This window comes from Mycolicibacterium septicum DSM 44393 (genome assembly GCF_000455325.1).
Classification (GTDB): Bacteria; Actinomycetota; Actinomycetes; order Mycobacteriales; family Mycobacteriaceae; genus Mycobacterium; species Mycobacterium septicum.
The window spans coordinates 22,828-43,823 of record NZ_HG322953.1 but is presented as its reverse complement, the minus strand read 5'-3'; the positions used below and the strand labels follow the sequence as shown (position 1 = coordinate 43,823).

The following is a 20,996-nucleotide window of genomic DNA, read 5'->3' as shown; positions in this document are numbered from 1 at the left end:
TCGGTTTGACGGAGGTCATTGACCGATCAGGTCGGCCAGCGCCTGCGCGGTCTGCAGATCCTCGTAGGCCGCCGAATACCGCTGTGCCAGTGCCAGTGCGATGTCCGGGCGCTGCCACAGCTCGCCCGCGCTGGCGGTGGCCAGCCAGGTCGTCAGGCCGTGGGCGACCGAAGCCCGGTAGCGCAGCCAGATCTCGTCGGGTGACGGCAGTTCGTCGGCGGGCAGTCCGAGCTCGTCGCGGTACTCCTCGAGCAGCTGGCGTTCGGACACCCGGCGGTCTTCCGTGGTCAGCGCGCCCTGCAGGAAGTAGCCGAGATCCAGGGAGAAGTTGCCGTGCCGGGCCACCTGCCAATCGAGGAACCCGACATCCCCGTCGGGCAACAGATAGGTGTTTCCGATGTGCGGATCGCCGTGCAGCAGCGTCTGCGAGATCCCGGGCAAGGTGAGGGTCTGGATGAAGGGCTTCCAAATCCCCTCCACCAGGTGGTCGATCGTCAGCGCGTGAACTGAGGCCGGGGCGTCGTCGCCCAACCGCTCGAGCGCGGCAGGTAGGGGCGCCCACTGCATACCGTCCCAGGGCACGAAGGGCTCCAGCCACTCCAGCCCGGGACGCCGCACGCGCTCGCCCCAGAACGCACCGTGCAGCCGGGCCAGACCGCGCACGCCCTGGGCCGCCTGCTCCACCGTCAGCGGCCGGGTGGCGTCGCGCGGGTCGGCCGAGCGTGCCGTCAGATCCTCCATGACCAGCATGAAGTCCTCGTCGCCCTCGTCGATCGGCGCGGCGTACACGGTCGGATGTTCCAGCGGCAGCTCAACTTTCGAGTTGAACAGCCTGGGCTCGTGCAGCAGGCCGCTGGTGTACTTGATCATCTCCTTGTGCCCGGGATCGACAGCTTTGGCGAACACCATGGAAGGCCCGGTCGGCCCCGGCTTGTAGGTGACCGACAGGCGCGCACGACGGTTGGTGCCGTCGTCGCGCATGTCGACGGTCACGCGGTCCACCACGGCACCCGGGTGATGGTCGGCCAGCGCGGCCGTCAACCACTCGGGCGTGACCTGTGCCCAGTCCTTGGGGACGGTCAGCGCGGCCGTCACCGGAGGATCACCGGCATCGAATCCCAGCCGCGGACAGTCGAAGTCGGCGACAGTATGGCGTTGTCGAGATCAACGTCCCATTCCGGGAAGCGCTTGAGCATCTCCTCCAGCGCGATCCGGCCTTCGAGTCGCGCGAGGGCCGAACCCAGGCAGTAGTGGGTTCCGACACTGAACGCCAGGTGCTGGCGCTGCTCGCGGTGGATGTCGAAAACCTCACCGTCGGGCGGGAACTGACGGCTGTCGCGGACGGCCGCACCGATCAGCATCATCATCACACTGCCCTCGGGAACCGTCTGGCCGTGGAGCTCGACGTCGCGGGTCACGTAGCGGGCGACGTGCGGGGCCGGCGGCTCGAACCGCAACAGTTCCTCGATGGCCTGAGGGATGAGCGCCGGGTTCTCCACCAGCTGGCGCCGCTGCTCCGGATGCTCGGCGAGCACTTTTGCCGCCCAACCGATCAGCCGTGTGGTGGTCTCGTTCCCGGCACCCGCCACCACGTTGATGTAGATGAGCAGTTCTTCGCGGGTGAGCTTGCGGGTGACCCCGTGCTCGTCGGTGAACTCGACGTTGAGCAGATCGGTCATGATGTCGTCAGACGGGTTGTCCTTGCGCCAGTCGATGTAGGTCTCGAAGATCGAGCCGTCGACCAGACCCTCCTGGGCCGCCTTCATCGGCTTGCCCGCCTCGGTGCGCAACTGGTCATTGCCGTGGTCGCGGATCATCTCCTGGTCGTCCTCGGGGATGCCCAGCAACGCACTGATCACCCGCATCGGCATGATCGCGCCGAAATCCTTGATGAAGTCGACCTTGCCCTCGCCCACCAGCGGATCCAGCGATTGCGCACAGAACTCCCGGATCTTGGGCTCCAGCGCATTGATCTTGCGCGGGGTGAACATCCGGGCCAGCAACTTGCGATGCACGGTGTGGATCGGCGGGTCCTCGAAGATCAAGGCGCCCGAGGGGATGTCGATGTTGGCCTTGATCAGTTCGATGATCGCCCCGCGGGCCGAGCTGAAGGTCTCGTGGTCGACGAGTCCCTTGTTGACATCGGCGAACCGGCTCAACGCGTAGAAGTCGTGCTGCTCGTTGTAGTAGAGCGGCGATTCCTCGCGGAGCCGGGCGAACGTCGGATACGGGTTGGCGTTGATCTCGACGTCGTAGGGATCGAAATACACGTCACTGGTGGTGCTCACACTCACGGCGGTCCGCCTCTCTGAGGGCTGCGGAGAGTTACTTACCCGCGTAAGTTACACGTCTGGACGGCCACCCGACAAGGCCGCCTCGGCTTACGGCTTGCTGTTCACATGTAATGGTCAGGTGCTGTCGCGCACGATGAGCGCGGCAGGGTCACTGCCGTCGGCGTCAGCGACTGTCGGGTATCCGAGTTCGGCCATCATCGCCGGGACCGCAGCATCGACGATGGTCTTGGCGTCGAATACGACGGAGGTCAGCGGCGGGGAACTCACCGCGCCCAGCGGTATCGCGTCGACCCCCATGACCGCGAGATCGTCAGGGCAGCGCAAGCCGGCCCGGCGTATCCCGTGCAGCACCACGAACGCCGTCTCATCGCTTTGCGCGCACACGGCCGTGACGCCCGCTGACACCCACTTCGACACGACAGCGTCCGCGTCGGACCCGTCGGTGGCCACGGTGTCGACCTCGATCTCGGGCAGACCTTGCGCGCCGGCGGCCACCCGAAGACCCGACAACCAGTAGTCACCGAGCGGCCGGAGCACCTCGGCACCGGAATAGGCGAAGCCCAGGCGCGTGTGGCCCCGCGCCATCAGGTGCTCCACCCGCATCGCCCCGACGGTCAGGTGCAAGGACCCGAGCGCGCGCAGCTTCTCGCTGCCCAGGTAGATCTGCGGAATCCGCGCCGCCTCGACCGCCGCGGCAGCGGCACCGGTGAGCGGGAAGACGCCGGCGACGGCCACCGGGTTGAGGTTCGCCACCGCGTCGACGATGTTCTGGCCGTCGTCCGTCTCGAGCTGCATCGACAGCACGATGCCGTGCCGGCCGAGCGCGGTGGTGAGGCGACTGCCGACCTCCAGAGGCAGTTCACCGAGATCGGTGCGCGGCACGATGTAGAGCACCACACCGCTGCCGCCGACCGCGAGGTTGCGGGCCGCCAGGTTGGGCCGGTAGCCGAGTTCGGCCGCAGCCTTACGCACCGCCTCCTGGGTCTGCTCCGAGATGCGTTGCCCTTGAACATTGTTGAGCACGTAGCTGACGGTCGCCGTCGAGACGTTCGCCAGTCTGGCAACATCAGCTTTCGTGGGGCGTCCTCGTGTCGTGCTCACGGTGTCATCGTGGCACGTTGCTGCCCAGTTGGGTCGTCCACTCCCGAAAGTGGCCGTCCCGCGCTCTCGCGCAAGGTCAGGACGGTGACCAGCGAGACGATGCCCGCGGCAACGAGGTACAGCGCGGGCGCCAGGTTGTTGCCGGTCGCGGCGGTGAGCCAGGTGACCACATACGGAGTGGTCCCGCCGAACAGTGCCACCGCGATGTTGTAGCCGATCGAGAAACCGCTGTAGCGCACGCGGGTGGCGAACAGTTCGACGCCGGCCGTGACGGCTGTCGCCACGTATACCGACTCGATCGCGGCCAGCACGCAGTGCCCGGCGATCGCCGCCGCCACGGACCCCGAATTCATCAGCAGGAACAGCGGATACGCGCACACCACGAACCCCACCGAGCCGGCGATCAGCAGGGGTTTGCGCCCGATCCGGTCCGACAGTGCGGCCAGCGGCAGGATCAGGATCAGCGCGACCAGGCTGGCCAGGGTGATCGAGACGAATGCCTGCGTCTTGCTGAAGTGAAGTGCCTTGATGAAGTACGTCGGCAGGAAGGTGAAGACGACGTAGTAGCCGACGTTGAACACGATGAACAGGCCGATGACTTGCAGGATCGCCCGGCGGGCGGTGCCGACGGCTTCGCGCAGTGGCGACGTGGCGACCCGATCGGCCTCGTCGAGTTTGGCGAATTCCGGCGTGTCATCGAGTCGCAGCCTGATGTACAGGCCGACCAGGCCGAGCGGTGCGGCCACCAGGAACGGGATACGCCAGCCGTAGTTCTCCATCGCCTCCGGCGGCAGAAACGCCTGCAGCACAGTGACGGTGACCGAGCCCAACAGGAAGCCCAGCACCCCCGACCACGCGATGAACGTGACGGTGAACCCGCGCCATCGGGTGGTCGCGTATTCGGCGAGATACACCGCGCCGCCGCCGTATTCACCGCCGGCCGAGAACCCTTGCAGGCATCGCAGCAGGAGCAGCAGCAATGGTGCGGCCACGCCGATGGTGGCATAGGTGGGCAGCAGGCCGATGCCCAGCGTGGCGGCCGACATCAACAGGATCACCACGGCGAGTACGCGCTGCCGCCCCAGCCGGTCCCCCAGCGGACCGAAGACGAAGCCACCGAGCGGGCGCATGAAGAACGCGGCGGCGAAGATGGCGAAAGTGTTGAGCAGTGCGGCTGTTTCGTTGCCCGACGGGAAGAAGTTGGCCGCGATGTAGGTCGCCAGGAACCCGTAGATGGCGAAGTCGAACCATTCCACCGCGTTACCGATGGACGCGCCGGTGATCGCCTTGCGCACGACGGGATCGATGCGGGTGGTTGTCCTCGGTGCCGTCAACAGAAAACTCGCCTCTCGAATCGCGAGAGGCGAGTTTATCTGTTGGGTTATGCGCTTAAGCCCCTTTCCGGAGGCTTGAGCGTCAGACCGCCGCGAGCGCGTCCGCGGTCAGCAGCGCCTGCGCCACACCGGAGACGATCGACGCCAGCCGGATGGCTTCGAAGATCGTCGTGCGGGACACGTCGGCGTCGCGCAGCACGGTCTCGTGCGCCGACAGGCAGTGCGAGCAGCCGTTGATCGCCGACACCGCCAGCGACCACAGCTCGAAATCCGCCTTGGGCACACCGGGGTTGGCGATGATGTTCATCCGCAGCCCGGCCCGCAGATCGTCGTAGCGACCGTCGAGCTGACCCTTGGTGCGGTAGAAGACGTTGTTCATCCCCATGATCGAGGCGGCGCCGAGGGCGCCGTTGTAGGCCTCGGCGCTCAGCACGTCGAGGGCGTCCTCGGAGATCTCCTTCAGCAGGCGCGCCGACTTGGTCGCCGCGGCGGTGGCCACCAGGGCGCCCCACAACTGCTGCTCGGTGAGCTCGGTCGACTTCACGATGCTGCCGAAGTTGAGCTTGAGGTCCTTCGCGTACTCCGGAAGGGCTTCCTTGATGTTGTCGATGCTCACGGTCAGACCGCCTCGGACAACAGCTCACCGGCGTTGAGCGTCGGATCGCCCTTCTTCCAGTTGCAGGCGCACAGCTCGTCGGACTGCAGCGCGTCGAGCACACGCAGCACCTCGTCGACGTTGCGCCCCACCGAGCCCGCGGTGACGGACACGAACTGGATCTCGTTGTTGGGGTCGACGATGAAGGTGGCGCGGTCGGCCACACCGTCGGCGTTGAGAACGCCTGCGGCCGCCGAGAGCTCACGCTTGAGGTCCGAGACCATCGGGAACGGCAGCGTCTTCAGGTCCTCGTGCTGCGCACGCCACTGGAAGTGCACGAACTCGTTGTCCACCGAGACGCCGATGACCTTGGCGTCGCGATCCTCGAAGTCCTCGTTGAGCTTGCCGAACGCGGCGATCTCGGTCGGGCACACGAAGGTGAAGTCCTTGGGCCAGAAGAAGATGATGCGCCACTTGCCCTCGTCGTCCTTGTTGGTGACGCGGGTGAAATAGTCATCGGGCTGCTTGGCGTCGACCTTGGACAGATCTCCGCCAACCACGGCCGTCAGGTCGTATTCCGGGAACTGAGAACCAATCGTCAAAAGCGCCATCGCAACCTGTCCAATCTCGCATGGTTTTTCTGGAATGATTCCAGATTTACACATCGATTCTGGCCGTCGGCTGACTGTTATAGCAACTCGATCAGGCGTGATTATCCACACAAACGACATCAGTGTGAGTTGGGCATCACTGGCCCAACACGGTGTCGACCGATACCGACAGATCGGCCCGCGCCGCGGTGCCCGCCACCAACCGCGCATTGGGTTCGTCGACCTCGGCAACCCAGCGCCGCGCTTCGTCTGACCGCTTGCCGAAGGTGACGTGACGGGCCACCAGACGCGCGACGCGCACATCGTCTTGTATTGCGCAGTACCAGATTTCGTCGATCTCCGCGGCCACGGCCGACCAACCGGGATCGTCGAGCAACAGGTAGTTGCCCTCCGTGAGCACCACGGCCGCATCCGGGAACACCGGGATCGCGCCGGCGACGGGCTGCTCGATGTCACGCTCGAAGCCCGGCGCGTAGACGACCTCGGTCCGCGCACGGATGCGGCGCAGCAACGCCGCGTAGCCGGCAACGTCGAAGGTGTCGGGCGCCCCCTTGCTGTCGATCCGGTCCAGCCGGCGTAGCTCCACGTCGGCGAGGTGAAATCCGTCCATCGGCACATGGGCGACCGCGTCGGCGCCGAGGCGTTCCCGCGCGGCCGCGACCAGCGCCTCGGTCAGTGTGGATTTGCCCGCGCCCGGCGCCCCGGTGATCCCGATGATCGATGTCCCCGGCTCCGCCGCGTGGGCCAGCACCCGGACCAGGAGATCGTCGAACGTGCACATAACGGGTGCCATTGTCGCGCAGGTCATCGAGCGGCCCGTGCCGAACGTCGCCACGAGCAGGTAGAACTGGCTGAGGCGGATCGCACGGAAGGCGGCTCAATTGGCGAGGCTTCGCTGGTGGCTCGGTCTGGTCTGCTGTGCGGCGCTGCTGGCCGGCTGCGGGAACGCCACGGTGGTCGGTGGCCGGGCGACCTCGATGTTGTTCCTGCCCGACCGCGTCGGCGGCCTGCCGGTGACCGACGGCCACAGCGGCATCCGGCCCGACGCACCCGGACCCACGCGTCAGGCCGAGAACACCGACGGCGGCCAGATCGACGACCTGGCCCTGCTGGCCGTCGACGACATCGAGGATTTCTGGTCGCAGAACTACACCGGCGGCTCACTGCCGGGAACCTTCACCCCCGTGTCCCGGCTCGTCTCGTTCAACTCCGACCTCTCCCCCGGGCTCGACATCTGCGGGGAGAACACCGTCGGGCTGACCAACGCCTTCTATTGCCTCAAGAGCGACGTGATGGCCTGGGACCGCGGCGTGGCGATTCCCGTCGCGGCACAGTATTTCGGCCAGATGGGTGTGGTCGGGGTGATGGCCCACGAGTACGGCCACGCCGTCCAGCAACAGGCCCGGCTGATCAACGAGAGCACGCCCGTACTGGTGGCGGAGCAGCAAGCCGACTGCCTCGCCGGCGTCTACCTGCGCTGGGTGGCCGCGGGTAAATCACCGCGCTTCGAGTTGAGCACCGGTGACGGCCTCAACCACGTCCTGGGCGGTCTGATCTACATCCGCGATCCCCTGATGACGCGGATGGACGCCACGCTCACCGGCAACGAGCACGGGTCGGCGCTGGACCGGGTCAGCGCGTTCCAGATCGGCTTCAGCGGCAACGTCGACGAGTGCGCGGCCATCGACTCCGACGAGATCAAGAAGCGCCGCGGCGATCTGCCGAAGTTCCTCGACTTCTTCGGCGGAGCGCAGAGCGCGAACAGCACGATCACCGCCGATCTGCTGGACAAGACCATGCAGTCGCTGCAGCAGGTCTACGCACCCGCCAACCCACCGAAGCTGAGCACCGAGCCCACCGCATGTCCCGACGCGGGACCGTCGCCACCGGCCTCGTACTGCCCGGCGACCAACACCATCGTGGTGGACCTGGACGGGATGAAAGCGTTGGGGGAAGCCAGGAACGAGAACGACGAGCGTGAGCTCCTGCAGGGCGACAACTCGGCGATCTCGGTTCTGACGTCGCGCTACGCGCTGGCCGTACAACACGAGAAGGGCCTGGTGCTCGACACTCCGGTGGCCGCCATGCGCACCGGCTGCCTGACCGGCGTGGGGCAGGCCAGGATGGCCGAGGAAGGTCACCCGATCACGTTGTCGGCCGGTGACACCGACGAGGCGATCAGCGGCCTGCTCACCAACGGGCTGGCCGCCAGCGACGTCAACGGCCGGGTGCTGCCTGCAGGGTTCACTCGGATCCTGGCCTACCGGTCCGGCCTGCAAGGCGACGACGCGCAGTGCTACCAACGGTTCGCGTGATCCGATGAGCCGAGTCGAGGAGAGCCGATGAGCGGTCCCGAGCAGCCGTGGTGGGCCCGGCCCGGCGGCGCGCCCCTCCCGGGCGGCACACCGCCACCGGGAGCTCACCCGGCCCGGCCCCCGCGGACGCCGCCACCCGTCCGAGGACCGTTGCCGCCCCCACCGCCGCAACACCACGGCCGGCCCGCTCCGCAGCCGCCGCGTCCACCACAGCCGTCGCCGCTGCCCAAGCCCAAACGTGACGACCGACGTCTGCTCATCGGTGCGGCCGTCGCCGTCGTCGCGCTCGCGGTGATCGGCACCGGGGTGTGGGCGTGGAGCCGGGTGGATGCCAACAGCACCCACCTCGACGTCCATCAGGCCGAGTCCGGGGTGGCACAGATCCTGTCCGATCCGATCAACGGTTACGGGGCCAACCGGATCGTCGCGGTCGCTTGCAACAACGGCAAGGATCCGGTCGTCCGGGCCGGGGAAACCTTCACATGCGCGGTCGAGATCAACGACACGCTCCGCCGGGTGATCGTGGAATTCACGGACAATAACGGAACTTATGCAGTTGACGGGCCCCGATAGAGAGACGCACGACACATTTTCGGTACCCGGTGACAACCCACACCCGACCACGCTGCCAGGCTTTATTAGAGCCGCTATTAGTCTTACGGGTTATGGGTCGGGATCCCGCTGCAACCAGTGCTGTTGAATCGTCGGCGTCGAACATCGAGAACTACGTTCGCGACGACGGCACGATCGTCGTACCCGACGGCCTCACACTGACGTCGTTCCTGGATCGCAACCGGTTCATCTTTGGGGATGAGCCGTCGTATCGCTTCCTGGACTACTCGACCGATCCCGACGGCCGCGCCGTCGAGCTCAGCTGGAACGCCCTGTGGTCGCAGGTGTGCGCTGTCGGCGCCCGACTGCAGCAGGTCACCAAGCCCCGCGACCGGGTGGCGATCCTGGCCCCGCAGGGTGTCGAGTACGTCGCGGCGTTCTTCGCGGCGGTGCACGCCGGCAACATCGCCGTCCCACTGTTCGCGCCGGCCCTGGCGGGTCACGCCGAGCGACTGGCCGCGGTGCTGTCCGACGCCAAACCGACGGCGGTGCTCACCACGACCTCTGCGGCCGAATCGGTCCGCGCCTTCATCAAGACGCTGCCTGCCGCCGAGCGCCCCCGCGTGATCGCCGTCGACGCCGTCCCGGACACGCTGGCCGAGATGTACGTCAGCCCCGACGTCAACATCGACGACATCGCGTACCTGCAATACACGTCGGGGTCGACCCGTACCCCGGCCGGCGTCGAGATCACCCACCGCAACGTGTGTACCAACGTCATCCAGATGATCCTGGCCGGCGACCTGGACACCGGCATCCGCAGTGTCAGCTGGCTGCCGCTGTACCACGACATGGGCCTGATCATGATCATGTTCCCAGCCCTGTGCGGTGGCCACATCAGCCTGATGGACCCGATGGCGTTCGTCCGCCGCCCGTACCGCTGGATCAAGCGGCTGGCCGAAGAGGCCGCCCACGGCCGCACCTTCGCCGCTGCCCCGAATTTCGCCTTCGAGCTGGCTTCCGAACGCGGCCTGCCGCCCGAGGGAGAGACGCTGGACCTGACCAACGTGGTCACGCTCCTCAACGGCTCCGAGCCGGTGACCATGGCCTCCGTCGAGAAGTTCACCTCGGCGTTCGCCCCGTACGGGCTGCCCGCGACGGCGATCAAACCGTCGTACGGGATGGCCGAGGCGACGCTGTCGGTGGCCAGCATCGCCCCGAGCGCCGCGGCCAGTGCCGTGTACCTCGACCGCGAGCAGCTCAGCGCCGGGCGCGCCGTGACGGTCGCCCCGACCGACGAGGGCGCCGTGGCGCACGTATCCTGCGGCCAGCCGATCCCGAACCAGTGGGCGGTGATCGCCGATGGCGACGGCGGCGAAGCCGCCGACGGTGTCGTCGGCGAAATCTGGTTGCACGGCAACAACGTCGGCCAGGGCTACTTCGGCCGACCCGATGAGAGCGAGCGGGTGTTCGCCAACAAGCTGCAGACCCGCCTCACGACGGGCAGCCACGCCGAAGAGGTGCCCGACAACGGCCATTGGCTGGCGACCGGCGACCTCGGCGTCTACCTCGACGGCGAGCTCTACCTCACCGGCCGGATCAAGGACATGATCCTGATCGACGGGCGCAACCACTACCCGACCGACATCGAGACCACCGTCAGCGGAGCGTCCCCCGCCGTGCGCTCGGGCTACGTTGCGGCGTTCTCGGTGGTCGGGGACCGCGGTGAAGAACTGGTGATCGTCGCCGAGCGGGCAGCCGGAGCCGGTCGTGCCGAGCCCGGCCCGATCGTCGACGCGATCCGCGCGGCCGTGTCACGCCACCACCAGATCCGGGTGGCCGACGTGCGCATGGTCGCCGCCGGCGTGATCCCCCGCACGACGAGCGGCAAGCTGGCCCGAAATGCCTGCCGCACTGAATATTTGAGCGGTAAGTTCAACAAGTAGGGTCTACTTGGCTTCTGCTCGCCGAGTGTGACGCTGTGGTCGTTATTCGGCGCGCGGAACGACCATGGCGTTGATTTCGGCTTGCCCGCCGGCCTCAGCCCGCGGCCCACTCCTTGGCCGCATCGAGCTCGCCGAGCCCGAAGACCTTGAGCTCCCCCGGAATCATCCACGCGAACGCGTGCATGGCGTGGGCGACCCACTCCATGTCGGATACGACGGCGATCCGTTTGAACGCGGAGTGATGGCGCAACAACACACCGAGGCCCAGCTTCAAATCCTCGACGAGCCCACCGCTTCCGAATCCCTCATAGTCCGGCGAGATGACCTCGACGATGCGGATCTCGCCGGTGTCGAGCAATTCGTCCATCGTCGGCCGGAATTCGCGCAGATCGTCACCACGCACTCGACCCGACACTCGGATACCGAACACACCCTCGGGCATGTCGGGAAGGACGTCAATCATCGGTTCTCCTCCCGTCTCACGCCTCGAGTCTGCCCCCAACGGGCAGTGCTGCGATTCAGGATCGCGAAGACTCCCAGAGACTTGAGATCTCCGACGGCACGTTCTCGCTCTTGACGGCGCTCCGTGTCCACCCGCCATGGCTTCCCGGAGCGATCCTGTAGACCCCTCCATCGCCCGAATACACCCACAGCTGTTCGGGTTCGGTGGGCAACCAGGTCATCATCACGCCGTTGCGGGGGCTGTAGGAGGAATGGTCATGGAAGACCTCCTTGCCGGCCTTGTCGCGAACCACCGCGACCCAGGGCTTCACGCCGTCTTCTTCCGTCCCCTCCTCCGCGAAGGCGGTGTAGGTGCCCGACGGGGACGCCTGGGAGTGTCCGGGGGTGATGGTCTGCCCGGACGCTTCATCGCCTTTACCGCAACCCGCGGCAATCGCCACCACTGCCAGAATCAACGCGACTATCCGCTTGCTCACGTGTGTCCGTTTCCCTTCCGCGCCCACCCGCGCGTCGTACGCCTCCGCCGCGCCTCGGCGAGATGGAACGATACGTTCTGGCCGCCGAGAGCGGAATCCGCCGGGTTGCCTAGGCCCGTCGCGGATTTGTGTCGCACACTTTTGCGGTGACGATCCAACAGCGCCTCGACAGGTGGGAGGCACGCGCCGAATGGCCGCTGGCCGCGGTGGCGGCGGTGTTCCTCGCCGCCTACACGATCGAGGTACTGGTGCAGCCGCACGGGCTGGCGGCTCGGGCTGTCGACTTGGCGACCCTGCTGACGTGGGCGGTGTTCACCGCGGACTATGCGGCCCGGCTGTATCTCGCCGACGACCGCAAGCGCTGGTTCCGAACCCACCTCGTCGACCTGGCCATCGTGCTGTTGCCGCTGCTGCGACCACTGCGGTTGCTGCGTCTCGTCGTGCTGATCGGTGTGCTCCAGAATGCCGTCGGTCGCGCGATCCGCGGCAAGGTGGTGATCTACACCGTTTCGGGTGCGATCCTGCTGGTGTATGTCGCGTCGCTGGCGGTATTGCAGGCCGAGCGTGGGCAGCCCGACGCCCACATCACCGATTTCGGCGATGCGATCTGGTGGGCGATCACCACCATCACCACCGTCGGATACGGCGACATGTATCCGGTCACCACGACCGGTCGAGTCATCGCCGCGCTGTTGATGATCGGCGGGATCAGCCTGGTCGGTTCCATCACCGCGACGATCGCGTCATGGATCGTGCAGAGTGTGGCGGCCGACGAATCCGCCGAGGCGGCGGTGACGGCGGCCCATATCAATGAGCTACGTGCCGAGATCGCATCGCTGCGTGAGGAGTTGCGGTCACCGGCCGTCGAGGGGTCGGGAACCGACCACCGACCGTGAAACCTGGTACCGCATTTGGTACCAGGTTTGGAGATCACACGTGGGTTGAAGAGTGCGGGCGGTGGGACTCGAACCCACACGCTCTTTCGAACACGGGCACCTAAAGCCCGGGCGTCTGCCAATTCCGCCACGCCCGCATGGAGCGCGCTCAGCCTACCGCAGGTACATCGGGCCACCTCGACACATTCGTCGGCCTCAAGACCCGCGCCGTACCATGGACGAATGTCCACTACACGGCGTAGGAGACCAGCGCTCATCGCACTGGTCTTTCTCGGCGCCGCCGGCTGCCTCGCACTGGCCTGGTGGCAGTGGACGCGCTACGAATCCGCTTCGGGCACCTTCCAGAATCTCGGCTACGCCCTGCAGTGGCCGATGTTCGCCGGGTTCTGCTTCTACGCCTATTACAAGTTCGTCCGGTACGAGGAGGCACCGCCGGAGCGGGATAACGGTGAGCTCACCGAGATCCCCGTGGGCCTGCTGCCCGAACGCCCCAAGGCCGCCGCGGCAGACGCCGACGACCGAGAAATGTCCGAGTACAACGCCTACCTTGCCGAGCTGGCCAAGTCCGATGCCCAGCCCGAGAAGAAAGACAGGACCGACAGATGACCGCACCAGAACCGGGCGCCGAGGTCACGCCGCCTGTTTCGATGCCCAAGGAGACCATCCGCAAGGCCCTGCTGGGCTACCGCGTGTTGGCCTGGACGACGGGCCTCTGGCTGATCGCGCTGTGCTACGAGATGGTGCTCAAGTACATCGTCCAGGTGGACAACCCGCCGAGCTGGATCGGCATCGTGCACGGCTGGGTGTACTTCATCTACCTGTTGTTCACGGCCAACCTCGCGGTCAAGGTCCGCTGGCCCATCGGCAAGACGATCGGTGTGCTGCTCGCGGGCACGATCCCGCTCCTGGGCATCATCGTCGAGCACTTCAACACGCTGGATCTCAAGAAGCGCTTCGAGCTCTAGCCTGCCGCCGAGTCCGCTAGGACCCGGCCAGCTCCCGCAGCGCGGGCACCAACAACGCCAGCGCCCGGCCGCGATGCGACGCCGCGTCCTTCTCGGCGGGTGACAGCTCGGCGGCCGTCGAAGTAGACCCCTCGGGCAGGAACACCGGGTCGTAACCGAACCCGCCGTCGCCGCGGGGTTCGCGGGTGACCGTGCCCGGCCACTCTCCGCGCACCACCGTGGAACCGGACGCAGACACCAGCGCACACGCCGACACGAACGCCGCCCCGCGCCGTTCGTCGGGCACATCGGCCAGCTGCCCGAGCAACAACGCGGTGTTCGCGGCGTCGTCCCCGTGCCGGCCGGCCCACCGCGCCGAGAGCACCCCGGGCATCCCGTTCAGGGCGTCCACGGAGATCCCGGAATCATCTGCCACACAAGCCAATCCCGTGGCGCGAAAGCCGTCCGAAGCCTTGGCCAGTGCGTTCTCCTCGAACGTCGCACCGGTTTCTGGCGCCTCGTCGTACGCAGCCACATCGGCCAGCGACACCAGGTCCAGCCCGGTGATCCCGGCGGCATCCAGCACCCGGCGCAGCTCGGCCAGCTTCTTGGCGTTACGGCTGGCTACAAGGAGTGCGGGCACTCAGCTTCCAAACGCTTTCTTGGGCGCGGGCCCTTCCGGCAGCACGCCCGGATACGGCAGTTCCAGTGCCTCACGCTGGATCACGAACAACTGCTCGCAGGCGCCGAGCGCGGCGTCGAGCATCTTGTCCAGCGTGGACCGAGGGAAGGTCGCGCCCTCACCGGTGCCCTGGATCTCCACGAGGGTGCCGGTGTCGGTGGCGACGACGTTCATGTCCACCTCGGCGCGGGAATCCTCGACGTAAGGCAGGTCGACACGGACGCGTCCGTCGACCACGCCCACCGACACGGCCGCGATCGCACACGACAGCGGGCGCGGATCGGAAAGCCGCCCGGCCGCAGCCAGATACGTCACGGCATCGGAGAGTGCGACGTAGGCGCCGGTGATGGCCGCGGTGCGGGTACCGCCGTCGGCCTGCAGCACGTCGCAGTCGATCGCGATGGTGTTCTCCCCCAGCGCGCCGAGGTCGATGCACGCGCGCAGCGAGCGTCCGACCAGACGGCTGATCTCCTGGGTGCGGCCGCCGACGCGGCCCTTGACCGATTCGCGGTCCGAGCGGTCGTGAGTGGCGGCCGGCAACATCGCGTACTCGGCGGTCAGCCAGCCCTGCCCGGAACCCTTACGCCAGCGCGGCACGCCTTCGGTGACCGAGGCGGTGCACATGACGCGGGTCTGGCCGAACTCCACCAGTACCGATCCGGCGGGATGCGATGTGAAACCGCGGGTGATGGTTACCGGGCGCAGCTCGTCGTCAAGACGACCGTCTTCTCGCTTGGACACCCGCCAACCCTAGCGGGTCAGCGCCGGGTGACGTCGAAGGTCTCGCCGCACACCACGGCATGAACCGGGCCGTCGAACTCGGCCTTGGCTTCGCTGATCACGTCCTCGCGTGAGGTCCACGGCGGAATGTGGGTCAGCAGCAGTTCACCGACGCCTGCTTCGGCGGCCGCGCGTCCCGCCTCGGTGCCCGAGAGGTGCAGGTGGGGCGGACGAGAGGGGTCGTGCGTCCACGACGCCTCGCACAGGAAGACGTCGGCGCCACGGGCGAGGTCGACGAGCGCGTCGCAGTATCCGGTGTCACCGCTGTAGACCAGCGTCGCCCCGGACGGATCGGTGAAGCGCATGCCGTAGGACTCGGTGGGGTGACACACCAGCCGCGGCGTGATGTTGAGCGTGCCCATCTGCACCGGGGAGCCGTCCTCCCAGTGCCGCACCTCGAAGATGTCGGTGAAGTCGTCGATCTCGCCGCCTTCGGGCGACGACGCCGCACCCAGCCGGGCCCACGTGTTGGCCGGCCCGTACATCAGGCCGCGTTCGGTGGCCGGGATCGGGTGATACCGGCGCCAGACGAACAAGCCGGGCAGATCGAGGCAGTGATCGGCATGCAGATGCGACAGCAACACGTTGACCGAATTCGGATCGGCGTAGCGCTGCAACGCACCCAAGACGCCACCGCCGAAGTCGACGACCATCGGAATCGTGTCCGGTGCGGTGACGAGATAGCCGGAGGCTGCCGAATCCGGGCCGACAACGCTGCCGGAGCATCCCAGGATGGTCAATCGCACAGTGTCTAGCTTGCCATGCCCGATGTGCACGTTGCCAAGACATCGCCGGTTTGGGCGACGGAGATCATTTTCCGACGCCCGCGTGACGCCGGACCTGCCGCGCCCCGTCCAGCCCCGGTCCCAGGAAGCGGGCGGCGAGGGAGGTGAACGCCTCCGGATCGCCGGTCGCCTCGAACACCCGTTGGGCCGGGCCGGATTCGTGGGGTTTCAGCAAATCGAGCTCGGTGAGCACCCGGAGCAGGTCCTTGGCCGTCTCCTCAGCCGAGGACACCAGCGTGACGTTGTCGCCCATGGCCAGCTGGATCAGACCCGACAGCATCGGATAGTGCGTGCAGCCCAACACCAGGGTGTCCACCTCGGCGCGCTGCAGTGGCTCCAGGTATCCCTCGGCCAGGCCGAGCACCTGACGGCCGCTGGTGACCCCGCGCTCGACGAAGTCGACGAACCGCGGACAGGCCACCCCGAACACCTCGGTGTCCCGCGCGGCCGCGAACGCGTCCTGGTAGGCGCCGGAGGCGATGGTGGCGGCGGTGCCGATCACGCCGATGCGTCCGTTGCGGGTGGCGGCCACCGCGCGCCGCACCGCGGGCAGGATCACCTCGACCACCGGCACCGGCGAGTAGCGCTCACGTGCGTCGCGTAGGCAGGCCGACGACGCGGTGTTGCACGCGATCACCAGAGCCTTGACGCCGCGGGCCACCAGGTCGTCGCCGATGGCCAACGAGTGCGCCCGGATCTCGGGGATGGACAGCGGCCCGTAGGGGCCGTTGCCGGTGTCCCCGACGTAGATGATGTCCTCGTCGGGCAGCTGGTCGATGATCGCGCGGGCCACGGTCAGTCCGCCGACGCCGGAGTCGAAGATGCCGACGGGGGCCAGTGGGTCGTTCATACGGTCACGCGCTCAGCCGTGGCTGTGCGGAATTCTTCTTCGCTTCCCGCGACTTACGTTCCGGTCCGGACAGAAGGTACGCCGCCACCACACCGGCAAGTGCCCCACTCAGGTGGCCCTGCCAGGAAACCCCCGCATTGCCCGGCAGCACCCCGAACAGGACGCCGCCGTAGACGAACAGCACGACGACGCCGATGACGATCTCCCACACATTGCGGGTGAAGAACCCGAACACGATGAGGAACGCCAGCCAGCCGAAGATCAAGCCGGATGCGCCGATGTGAGTGCTCGTGCACTGCACGCTCACGTAGGGGCAGTGCAGGCCGATGTTTCCGATCAGCCAAGTGCCGAAGCCGCCGAGTATCCAGATGATGGCGGTCGCGGCGATGAACCGCCCCATCCCGGCCAACGTCATGAGAAAGCCGAGCACCAGGGCGGGCACGGTGTTGGCGATCAGGTGCGGCCAGCCGCCGTGCAGCAGGGGCGCCCACAGGATGCCCCACAGTCCGTCGGTCTGCAGGGGCCGGATGCCGTCCTGATCGAGCCGGTGGCCCATCGCGGTGTCGACGATCTCGATCACGTACAGCAGCGCGACGAAGCTGACGATCGTGACGCCGCCGACGATCCACGCGGGTCGTTTTTTCGGTGCGCTGGACGACGGTAGACCAGGGTTCGTCATACCTGCCCGCTCACGCCCATAGCTGCCCTTCCAACGCATCCTCTGCGTCATCAAGGCTACCGGCGTAGGCACCGGTGGACAGATACTTCCACCCGGCGTCGGCGACCACGAACGCGATGTCGGCGCGCTCGCCGGCCTTGATCGCCTTGGCGCCCATACCCAGTGCGGCGTGCAGGACCGCGCCGGTGGAGATGCCCGCGAAGATGCCTTCGCGGGTCACCAGATCGCGGGTGCGTTTGACCGCGTCGTAGGAGCCCACCGAGAACCGGGTGGTCAGCACGTCGGGGTCGTACAGCTCGGGGATGAATCCCTCGTCGATGTTGCGCAGCGCGTACACGCCCTCGCCGTAGCGCGGTTCGGCGGCCACGATCTGCACACCCGGCACCTGCTCGCGCAGGAAGCGGCCGGTGCCCATCAGGGTTCCGGTGGTGCCGAGCCCGGCGACGAAGTGGGTGATCTCGGGCAGATCGGCCAGCAGCTCAGGGCCGGTGCCGTAGTAGTGCGCGTCGCTGTTGGCCGGGTTGCCGTACTGGTACAGCATCACCCACGAAGGGTTCTCCGCCGCAAGCTCTTTCGCGGTCGACACGGCGGTGTTGGAACCGCCCTCGGCCGCGCTGAAGATGATCCGCGCGCCGTAGAGCTCGAGGATCTGACGCCGCTCGATGGAGGTGTTCTCGGGCATCACGCAGATCATGTTGTAGCCCTTGAGCATCGCGGCCATGGCCAGCGAGATACCGGTGTTGCCGCTGGTGGGCTCCAAGATCGTGGCGCCCGGGCTCAGCAGCCCGTCACGTTCGGCCTGCTCGATCATGCGCAGCGCGGGCCGGTCCTTGATCGAGCCGGTCGGGTTGCGGTCCTCGAGCTTGGCCCACAGCCGCACATGCGGCCCGTCCGGACCGTCCTCCCACCGGGGCGACAGGTGCTGCAGCCCGACCAACGGGGTGTTGCCGAGGGCCTGCAGCAGCGAGTCGTATCTGGTCATGGACCGTCAGGCTCCGCCCGCAACGGCAGGAAGGATCGTCACCGAGTCGCCATCGGCGATGGTGGTGTCCAGGCCGCCGGAGAACCGCACGTCCTCGTCGTTGACGTAGATGTTGACGAAGCGGTGCAGCTTGCCGTTATCCACGAGCCGGTCGGCGATGCCCGAGTAGTTGGCCTCGAGGTCGGCGATCACCGCCTGCAACGTGTCGCCGGAGGCGCTGACGCGCTTCTGCCCGTCGGTGTGCGGACGCAGGATGGTCGGGATCGAGACGGTGACTGCCATGGAAACTCCTTAGGTGTACTGCTCGGCTGCTCAGTATTGGTCGACAATTGAGACGGGTTCCTCGGTGACGACCCCGTCGAGGATGCGGTAACTGCGCAGCTCGTGCTCTTGCGGGTCGCGCGTGGAGACCAGCACGTAGTGCGCATCGGGCTCTTGGGCCAGCGAGATGTCGGTGCGGCTCGGGTAGGCCTCGGTCGCGGTGTGCGAGTGGTAGATGACGACGGGCACCTCGTCGGCCTCGTCCATCGAGCGCCACACCTTGAACTGCTCCATCGAGTCGAAGCGGTAGAAGGTCGGGGAACGCTCGGCGTTGACCATCTCGATGAACCGCTCGGGCCGATCAGAGCCCTCCGGTCCGGCGATCACCCCGCACGCCTCGTCAGGATGGTCGGCGCGGGCATGCGCAACCATGGCCTCGACGAGATCCCGGCGGATCACCAGCACGTCACAACTCCTTCATTCGAACGCTCCCGGCAACATGTCACGGTAGGTCGGTATTCCGGCCACCGGCTCGGCGGCCAGCAGCCCGACCAGCACGGCGCGGGCGAGCACCTCCGCCGCGGCGGCCCCGACTCGGGTGACCAGTGCCGTCTCCGGCGACATCGCCACCGGTGTCTTCTCGTCCGGCTCGACGGTCACCGCGCCGGTCGCCAGCGCAAACACCGTATCGCCATCCAGCGGGGTGTGACACGGCGAGATGGTCCTGGCCAGTCCGTCGTGCGCGGCGACGGCCACCCGACGGCACCCGGCAGGGCTGAGCTCGGCGTCGGTGGCGACCACCGCGATGGTGGTGTTCAACGGCGCCAGCTCGGTGTGTCGATCGCCGTAGGCGGCGAGCTGGTCGGCGGGTGGGGCGATCAGCCCGAACTCCTCGATCAGCGCCGCCATCCAGGGCAGACCGGTGGCCGGATCCACCACGTCACCGGCGGCGTTGAGCACGACCAGGGCACCCACGGTCACCCCGCAGTCCAAGGTCACCGAGGCGGTGCCGACACCGCCCTTGAGGACTCCGGCGCGCGCACCGACACCGCCGCCGACGGTCCCGAGCGCGAACTCCGTTGACGCCGCCGCGGCGGCCGCGTAGCCGAACTCCGCCGTCGGCCGGTTGGCCCAGCCGCCCACGGGCAGGTCGAAGATCACCGCGGCAGGCACGATCGGCACCACGCCGCCGTCCATCGCCACCCCGCGGCCCTGCTCCTCCAGCCAGGTCATCACCCCGTCGGCGGCGGCCAGGCCGTAGGCACTGCCACCCGTCAGCACGACGGCGTCGACGTGGCGCACGGTGTTGATCGGGTCGAGCAGGTCCGTCTCGCGGGTACCCGGCGCACCGCCGCGTCCGTCGACGGCGCCGACGGTCCCCGGCGGGGCCAGCACCACGGTCGATCCCGACGCCCACCCCGAGCCCAACGTCACGTCGGGGTCGATGCGATGGTGGTGGCCGACCAGGATGCCGCCGACGTCGGTGATCGAACCCATCAGACTTATCTCCCCATCAGGCTGAGGACGAGGTACTCCTGCAGCACGGTCAGCCACTGGTAGACGTCGACATGCCCGGCCATCGGGTGCTCGGCGGGCAGCTGCTCGGGGCCCTGCGCGCCGATGTCGAGCATCGTGCCCAGGGCCAGCCGGATGTCGTTGACCGCTGCGGCCCATGCCTCGGCATCGTCCTCGGTCAGCTCGAACTTGCCGCCACCATCGGGAATGGTGTCCAACAAACGTTGGGCCGCTTCGCGTTTGGCATCGATGATGGCAGGTTCATGAAGTCCGCGCAGCGCACTGTTGAGGCTCTCGGCAGTGTTCGAACCGGCGGGATGCTCAGTCTGCGGCCGATAGAAATCCGGAAGCAGACGCTTCATGGTGGCGTCCTCGGGCGCCTGCGGATTGCCGGTCTTCATGCCGGTGATCATCTCGAGTTCGTCTGTGGGCCCGGATGATCCGCGCTCCTCGAGCATCCCCAGCATCGACGTTCCCAGGCTCGACAGCAATGCGGCCTCGTGGGCCTCCAACGCCGAGCGCAACCGCAGACCGTCGGCGGTCTCGACCCTTTTCCATTTGCGCACAGTCGATCAGCGGTCCTGTTGCATGGTGGCCCACAGCCCGGCGGCGTGCAGTTTGGACACGTCGGTCTCCATCGACTCGCGGCTGCCTGCCGACACCACGGCCTTGCCCTCGTTGTGCACCTGCAGCATGAGTTTGGTGGCGTGCGGCTCGCTGTATCCGAACAGTTTCTGGAACACGTAGGTGACGTAGTTCATCAGGTTGACCGGATCGTCCCAGACGATGGTCACCCACGGGCTTTCGGTGGCTGCATCTTCCCGTGGCGCCGCCTCGACGCTGCGCTCCTCGCGGGTCCCCGGTCGGGCCTTCGCCGGTGTAACCATGGGCCCACAATACCGGCAGGGGTGCCGCGATATTGAAACAGCTGCGAAC

General features: G+C 67.2%; 26 protein-coding genes and 1 tRNA gene. 6 read left to right on the top strand and 21 right to left on the bottom strand.

Annotation, left to right across the window (positions count from 1 at the left end; all coding sequences use genetic code 11):
• Positions 1-15: 15 nt before the first annotated feature.
• From TX88_RS27135 to TX88_RS27105, 7 genes are all read right to left on the bottom strand, one after another.
• On the bottom strand, positions 16-1,095 hold the full coding sequence (locus tag TX88_RS27135) for a phosphotransferase (protein ID WP_044522176.1): 1,080 nt from the start codon (positions 1,093-1,095) through the stop codon (positions 16-18).
• On the bottom strand, positions 1,092-2,294 hold the full coding sequence (locus TX88_RS27130; protein ID WP_044522172.1) for a cytochrome P450: 1,203 nt from the start codon (positions 2,292-2,294) through the stop codon (positions 1,092-1,094). Before TX88_RS27130 ends, TX88_RS27135 begins: the two co-directional genes overlap by 4 nt.
• Positions 2,295-2,408: 114 nt before the next feature.
• Positions 2,409-3,395: a LacI family DNA-binding transcriptional regulator gene (locus TX88_RS27125; RefSeq protein WP_044522171.1), complete on the bottom strand. Its 987-nt coding sequence runs from the start codon at positions 3,393-3,395 to the stop codon at positions 2,409-2,411.
• Positions 3,392-4,690: an MFS transporter gene (locus TX88_RS27120; RefSeq protein WP_407939455.1), complete on the bottom strand. Its 1,299-nt coding sequence runs from the start codon at positions 4,688-4,690 to the stop codon at positions 3,392-3,394. Before TX88_RS27120 ends, TX88_RS27125 begins: the two co-directional genes overlap by 4 nt.
• Before the next feature lie 121 nt (positions 4,691-4,811).
• A complete protein-coding gene (gene ahpD / locus TX88_RS27115; protein WP_044522169.1) occupies positions 4,812-5,345 on the bottom strand; it encodes an alkyl hydroperoxide reductase AhpD in 534 nt (177 codons plus the stop codon).
• Between the two features lie 2 nt (positions 5,346-5,347).
• The gene (locus TX88_RS27110; protein WP_044522168.1) at positions 5,348-5,935 is read right to left on the bottom strand and encodes a peroxiredoxin; all 588 of its coding nucleotides are present in this window, start codon (positions 5,933-5,935) and stop codon (positions 5,348-5,350) included.
• Positions 5,936-6,071: 136 nt separating this feature from the next.
• Complete coding sequence (locus TX88_RS27105; protein ID WP_244438683.1) at positions 6,072-6,728, bottom strand: nucleoside/nucleotide kinase family protein; 657 nt, start codon at positions 6,726-6,728, stop codon at positions 6,072-6,074.
• Between the two features lie 88 nt (positions 6,729-6,816).
• Here TX88_RS27105 and TX88_RS27100 point away from each other — a divergent pair, with 88 nt between their 5' ends.
• From TX88_RS27100 to TX88_RS27090, 3 genes are all read left to right on the top strand, one after another.
• Positions 6,817-8,250: a neutral zinc metallopeptidase gene (locus TX88_RS27100; RefSeq protein WP_044522164.1), complete on the top strand. Its 1,434-nt coding sequence runs from the start codon at positions 6,817-6,819 to the stop codon at positions 8,248-8,250.
• A 27-nt stretch (positions 8,251-8,277) separates the two neighbouring features.
• Entirely contained in the window at positions 8,278-8,823 is a 546-nt protein-coding gene (locus TX88_RS35605) for a DUF4333 domain-containing protein (RefSeq protein WP_280113241.1), read from the top strand.
• Positions 8,824-8,915: 92 nt separating this feature from the next.
• Positions 8,916-10,748 carry a fatty acyl-AMP ligase gene (locus TX88_RS27090; RefSeq protein WP_044522162.1) on the top strand — a complete coding sequence of 611 codons (1,833 nt, stop codon included), beginning with the start codon at positions 8,916-8,918 and terminating at the stop codon, positions 10,746-10,748.
• A 94-nt stretch (positions 10,749-10,842) separates the two neighbouring features.
• On the opposite strand, the gene TX88_RS27085 is transcribed toward TX88_RS27090, so the two are convergent.
• Both TX88_RS27085 and TX88_RS27080 read right to left on the bottom strand, forming a co-directional pair.
• Positions 10,843-11,211: a SpoIIAA family protein gene (locus TX88_RS27085; protein WP_044522159.1), complete on the bottom strand. Its 369-nt coding sequence runs from the start codon at positions 11,209-11,211 to the stop codon at positions 10,843-10,845.
• Positions 11,212-11,266: 55 nt separating this feature from the next.
• On the bottom strand, positions 11,267-11,686 hold the full coding sequence (locus TX88_RS27080; protein WP_209447112.1) for a hypothetical protein: 420 nt from the start codon (positions 11,684-11,686) through the stop codon (positions 11,267-11,269).
• 146 nt (positions 11,687-11,832) lie between these two features.
• On the opposite strand from TX88_RS27080, the gene TX88_RS27075 reads away from it, so the two are divergent.
• Entirely contained in the window at positions 11,833-12,582 is a 750-nt protein-coding gene (locus TX88_RS27075; protein WP_044522155.1) for a potassium channel family protein, read from the top strand.
• A gap of 53 nt (positions 12,583-12,635) precedes the next feature.
• Here TX88_RS27075 and TX88_RS27070 read toward each other — a convergent pair.
• Positions 12,636-12,719 (bottom strand) — tRNA-Leu (locus TX88_RS27070).
• An 85-nt stretch (positions 12,720-12,804) separates the two neighbouring features.
• Here TX88_RS27070 and TX88_RS27065 point away from each other — a divergent pair.
• Both TX88_RS27065 and TX88_RS27060 read left to right on the top strand, forming a co-directional pair.
• Positions 12,805-13,188 (top strand): hypothetical protein, encoded by a 384-nt coding sequence (locus tag TX88_RS27065; protein WP_044522152.1) that lies wholly within the window; start codon positions 12,805-12,807, stop codon positions 13,186-13,188.
• Positions 13,185-13,547, top strand: a complete 363-nt coding sequence (locus TX88_RS27060) for a DUF3817 domain-containing protein (protein ID WP_044522150.1) — start codon at positions 13,185-13,187, stop codon at positions 13,545-13,547. Before TX88_RS27065 ends, TX88_RS27060 begins: the two co-directional genes overlap by 4 nt.
• A gap of 16 nt (positions 13,548-13,563) precedes the next feature.
• On the opposite strand, the gene rdgB is transcribed toward TX88_RS27060, so the two are convergent.
• The 11 genes from rdgB to clpS form a co-directional block, all read right to left on the bottom strand.
• Positions 13,564-14,169, bottom strand: a complete 606-nt coding sequence (rdgB, locus tag TX88_RS27055; RefSeq protein WP_044522149.1) for an RdgB/HAM1 family non-canonical purine NTP pyrophosphatase — start codon at positions 14,167-14,169, stop codon at positions 13,564-13,566.
• A complete protein-coding gene (rph, locus tag TX88_RS27050) occupies positions 14,170-14,949 on the bottom strand; it encodes a ribonuclease PH (protein WP_003880216.1) in 780 nt (259 codons plus the stop codon).
• Positions 14,950-14,966: 17 nt separating this feature from the next.
• Positions 14,967-15,734, bottom strand: a complete 768-nt coding sequence (locus tag TX88_RS27045) for a cyclic nucleotide-degrading phosphodiesterase (RefSeq protein ID WP_044524100.1) — start codon at positions 15,732-15,734, stop codon at positions 14,967-14,969.
• A 64-nt stretch (positions 15,735-15,798) separates the two neighbouring features.
• Positions 15,799-16,623, bottom strand: a complete 825-nt coding sequence (gene murI / locus TX88_RS27040) for a glutamate racemase (protein WP_044522145.1) — start codon at positions 16,621-16,623, stop codon at positions 15,799-15,801.
• A 4-nt stretch (positions 16,624-16,627) separates the two neighbouring features.
• A complete protein-coding gene (locus TX88_RS27035; RefSeq protein ID WP_044522144.1) occupies positions 16,628-17,302 on the bottom strand; it encodes a rhomboid family intramembrane serine protease in 675 nt (224 codons plus the stop codon).
• A 10-nt stretch (positions 17,303-17,312) separates the two neighbouring features.
• Entirely contained in the window at positions 17,313-18,284 is a 972-nt protein-coding gene (locus TX88_RS27030) for a cysteine synthase (RefSeq protein ID WP_044522142.1), read from the bottom strand.
• A 6-nt stretch (positions 18,285-18,290) separates the two neighbouring features.
• Positions 18,291-18,566 (bottom strand): MoaD/ThiS family protein, encoded by a 276-nt coding sequence (locus tag TX88_RS27025; RefSeq protein ID WP_044522140.1) that lies wholly within the window; start codon positions 18,564-18,566, stop codon positions 18,291-18,293.
• Between the two features lie 30 nt (positions 18,567-18,596).
• A complete protein-coding gene (locus TX88_RS27020; RefSeq protein ID WP_044522139.1) occupies positions 18,597-19,010 on the bottom strand; it encodes a M67 family metallopeptidase in 414 nt (137 codons plus the stop codon).
• 12 nt (positions 19,011-19,022) lie between these two features.
• Positions 19,023-20,042 (bottom strand): P1 family peptidase, encoded by a 1,020-nt coding sequence (locus TX88_RS27015; RefSeq protein WP_044522138.1) that lies wholly within the window; start codon positions 20,040-20,042, stop codon positions 19,023-19,025.
• Between the two features lie 5 nt (positions 20,043-20,047).
• A complete protein-coding gene (aosR, locus tag TX88_RS27010) occupies positions 20,048-20,626 on the bottom strand; it encodes an oxidative stress transcriptional regulator AosR (RefSeq protein ID WP_044522135.1) in 579 nt (192 codons plus the stop codon).
• Positions 20,627-20,632: 6 nt separating this feature from the next.
• Positions 20,633-20,947 (bottom strand): ATP-dependent Clp protease adapter ClpS, encoded by a 315-nt coding sequence (gene clpS, locus TX88_RS27005; RefSeq protein ID WP_044522132.1) that lies wholly within the window; start codon positions 20,945-20,947, stop codon positions 20,633-20,635.
• Positions 20,948-20,996: the final 49 nt, after the last annotated feature.

Excerpts from the sequence above, each read along its gene's own strand:
- TX88_RS27110 (WP_044522168.1), bottom strand. The coding sequence starts at position 5,935 with ATGGCGCTTTTGACGATTGGTTCTCAGTTCCCGGAATACGACCTGACG.
- TX88_RS27105 (WP_244438683.1), bottom strand. The coding sequence starts at position 6,728 with ATGGCACCCGTTATGTGCACGTTCGACGATCTCCTGGTCCGGGTGCTG.
- TX88_RS35605 (WP_280113241.1), top strand. The coding sequence starts at position 8,278 with ATGAGCGGTCCCGAGCAGCCGTGGTGGGCCCGGCCCGGCGGCGCGCCC.
- TX88_RS27090 (WP_044522162.1), top strand. The coding sequence starts at position 8,916 with ATGGGTCGGGATCCCGCTGCAACCAGTGCTGTTGAATCGTCGGCGTCG.
- TX88_RS27085 (WP_044522159.1), bottom strand. The coding sequence starts at position 11,211 with ATGATTGACGTCCTTCCCGACATGCCCGAGGGTGTGTTCGGTATCCGA.
- TX88_RS27065 (WP_044522152.1), top strand. The coding sequence starts at position 12,805 with ATGTCCACTACACGGCGTAGGAGACCAGCGCTCATCGCACTGGTCTTT.
- TX88_RS27060 (WP_044522150.1), top strand. The coding sequence starts at position 13,185 with ATGACCGCACCAGAACCGGGCGCCGAGGTCACGCCGCCTGTTTCGATG.
- murI (WP_044522145.1), bottom strand. The coding sequence starts at position 16,623 with ATGAACGACCCACTGGCCCCCGTCGGCATCTTCGACTCCGGCGTCGGC.
- TX88_RS27035 (WP_044522144.1), bottom strand. The coding sequence starts at position 17,302 with ATGACGAACCCTGGTCTACCGTCGTCCAGCGCACCGAAAAAACGACCC.
- TX88_RS27030 (WP_044522142.1), bottom strand. The coding sequence starts at position 18,284 with ATGACCAGATACGACTCGCTGCTGCAGGCCCTCGGCAACACCCCGTTG.
- TX88_RS27025 (WP_044522140.1), bottom strand. The coding sequence starts at position 18,566 with ATGGCAGTCACCGTCTCGATCCCGACCATCCTGCGTCCGCACACCGAC.
- TX88_RS27015 (WP_044522138.1), bottom strand. The coding sequence starts at position 20,042 with ATGGGTTCGATCACCGACGTCGGCGGCATCCTGGTCGGCCACCACCAT.
- clpS (WP_044522132.1), bottom strand. The coding sequence starts at position 20,947 with ATGGTTACACCGGCGAAGGCCCGACCGGGGACCCGCGAGGAGCGCAGC.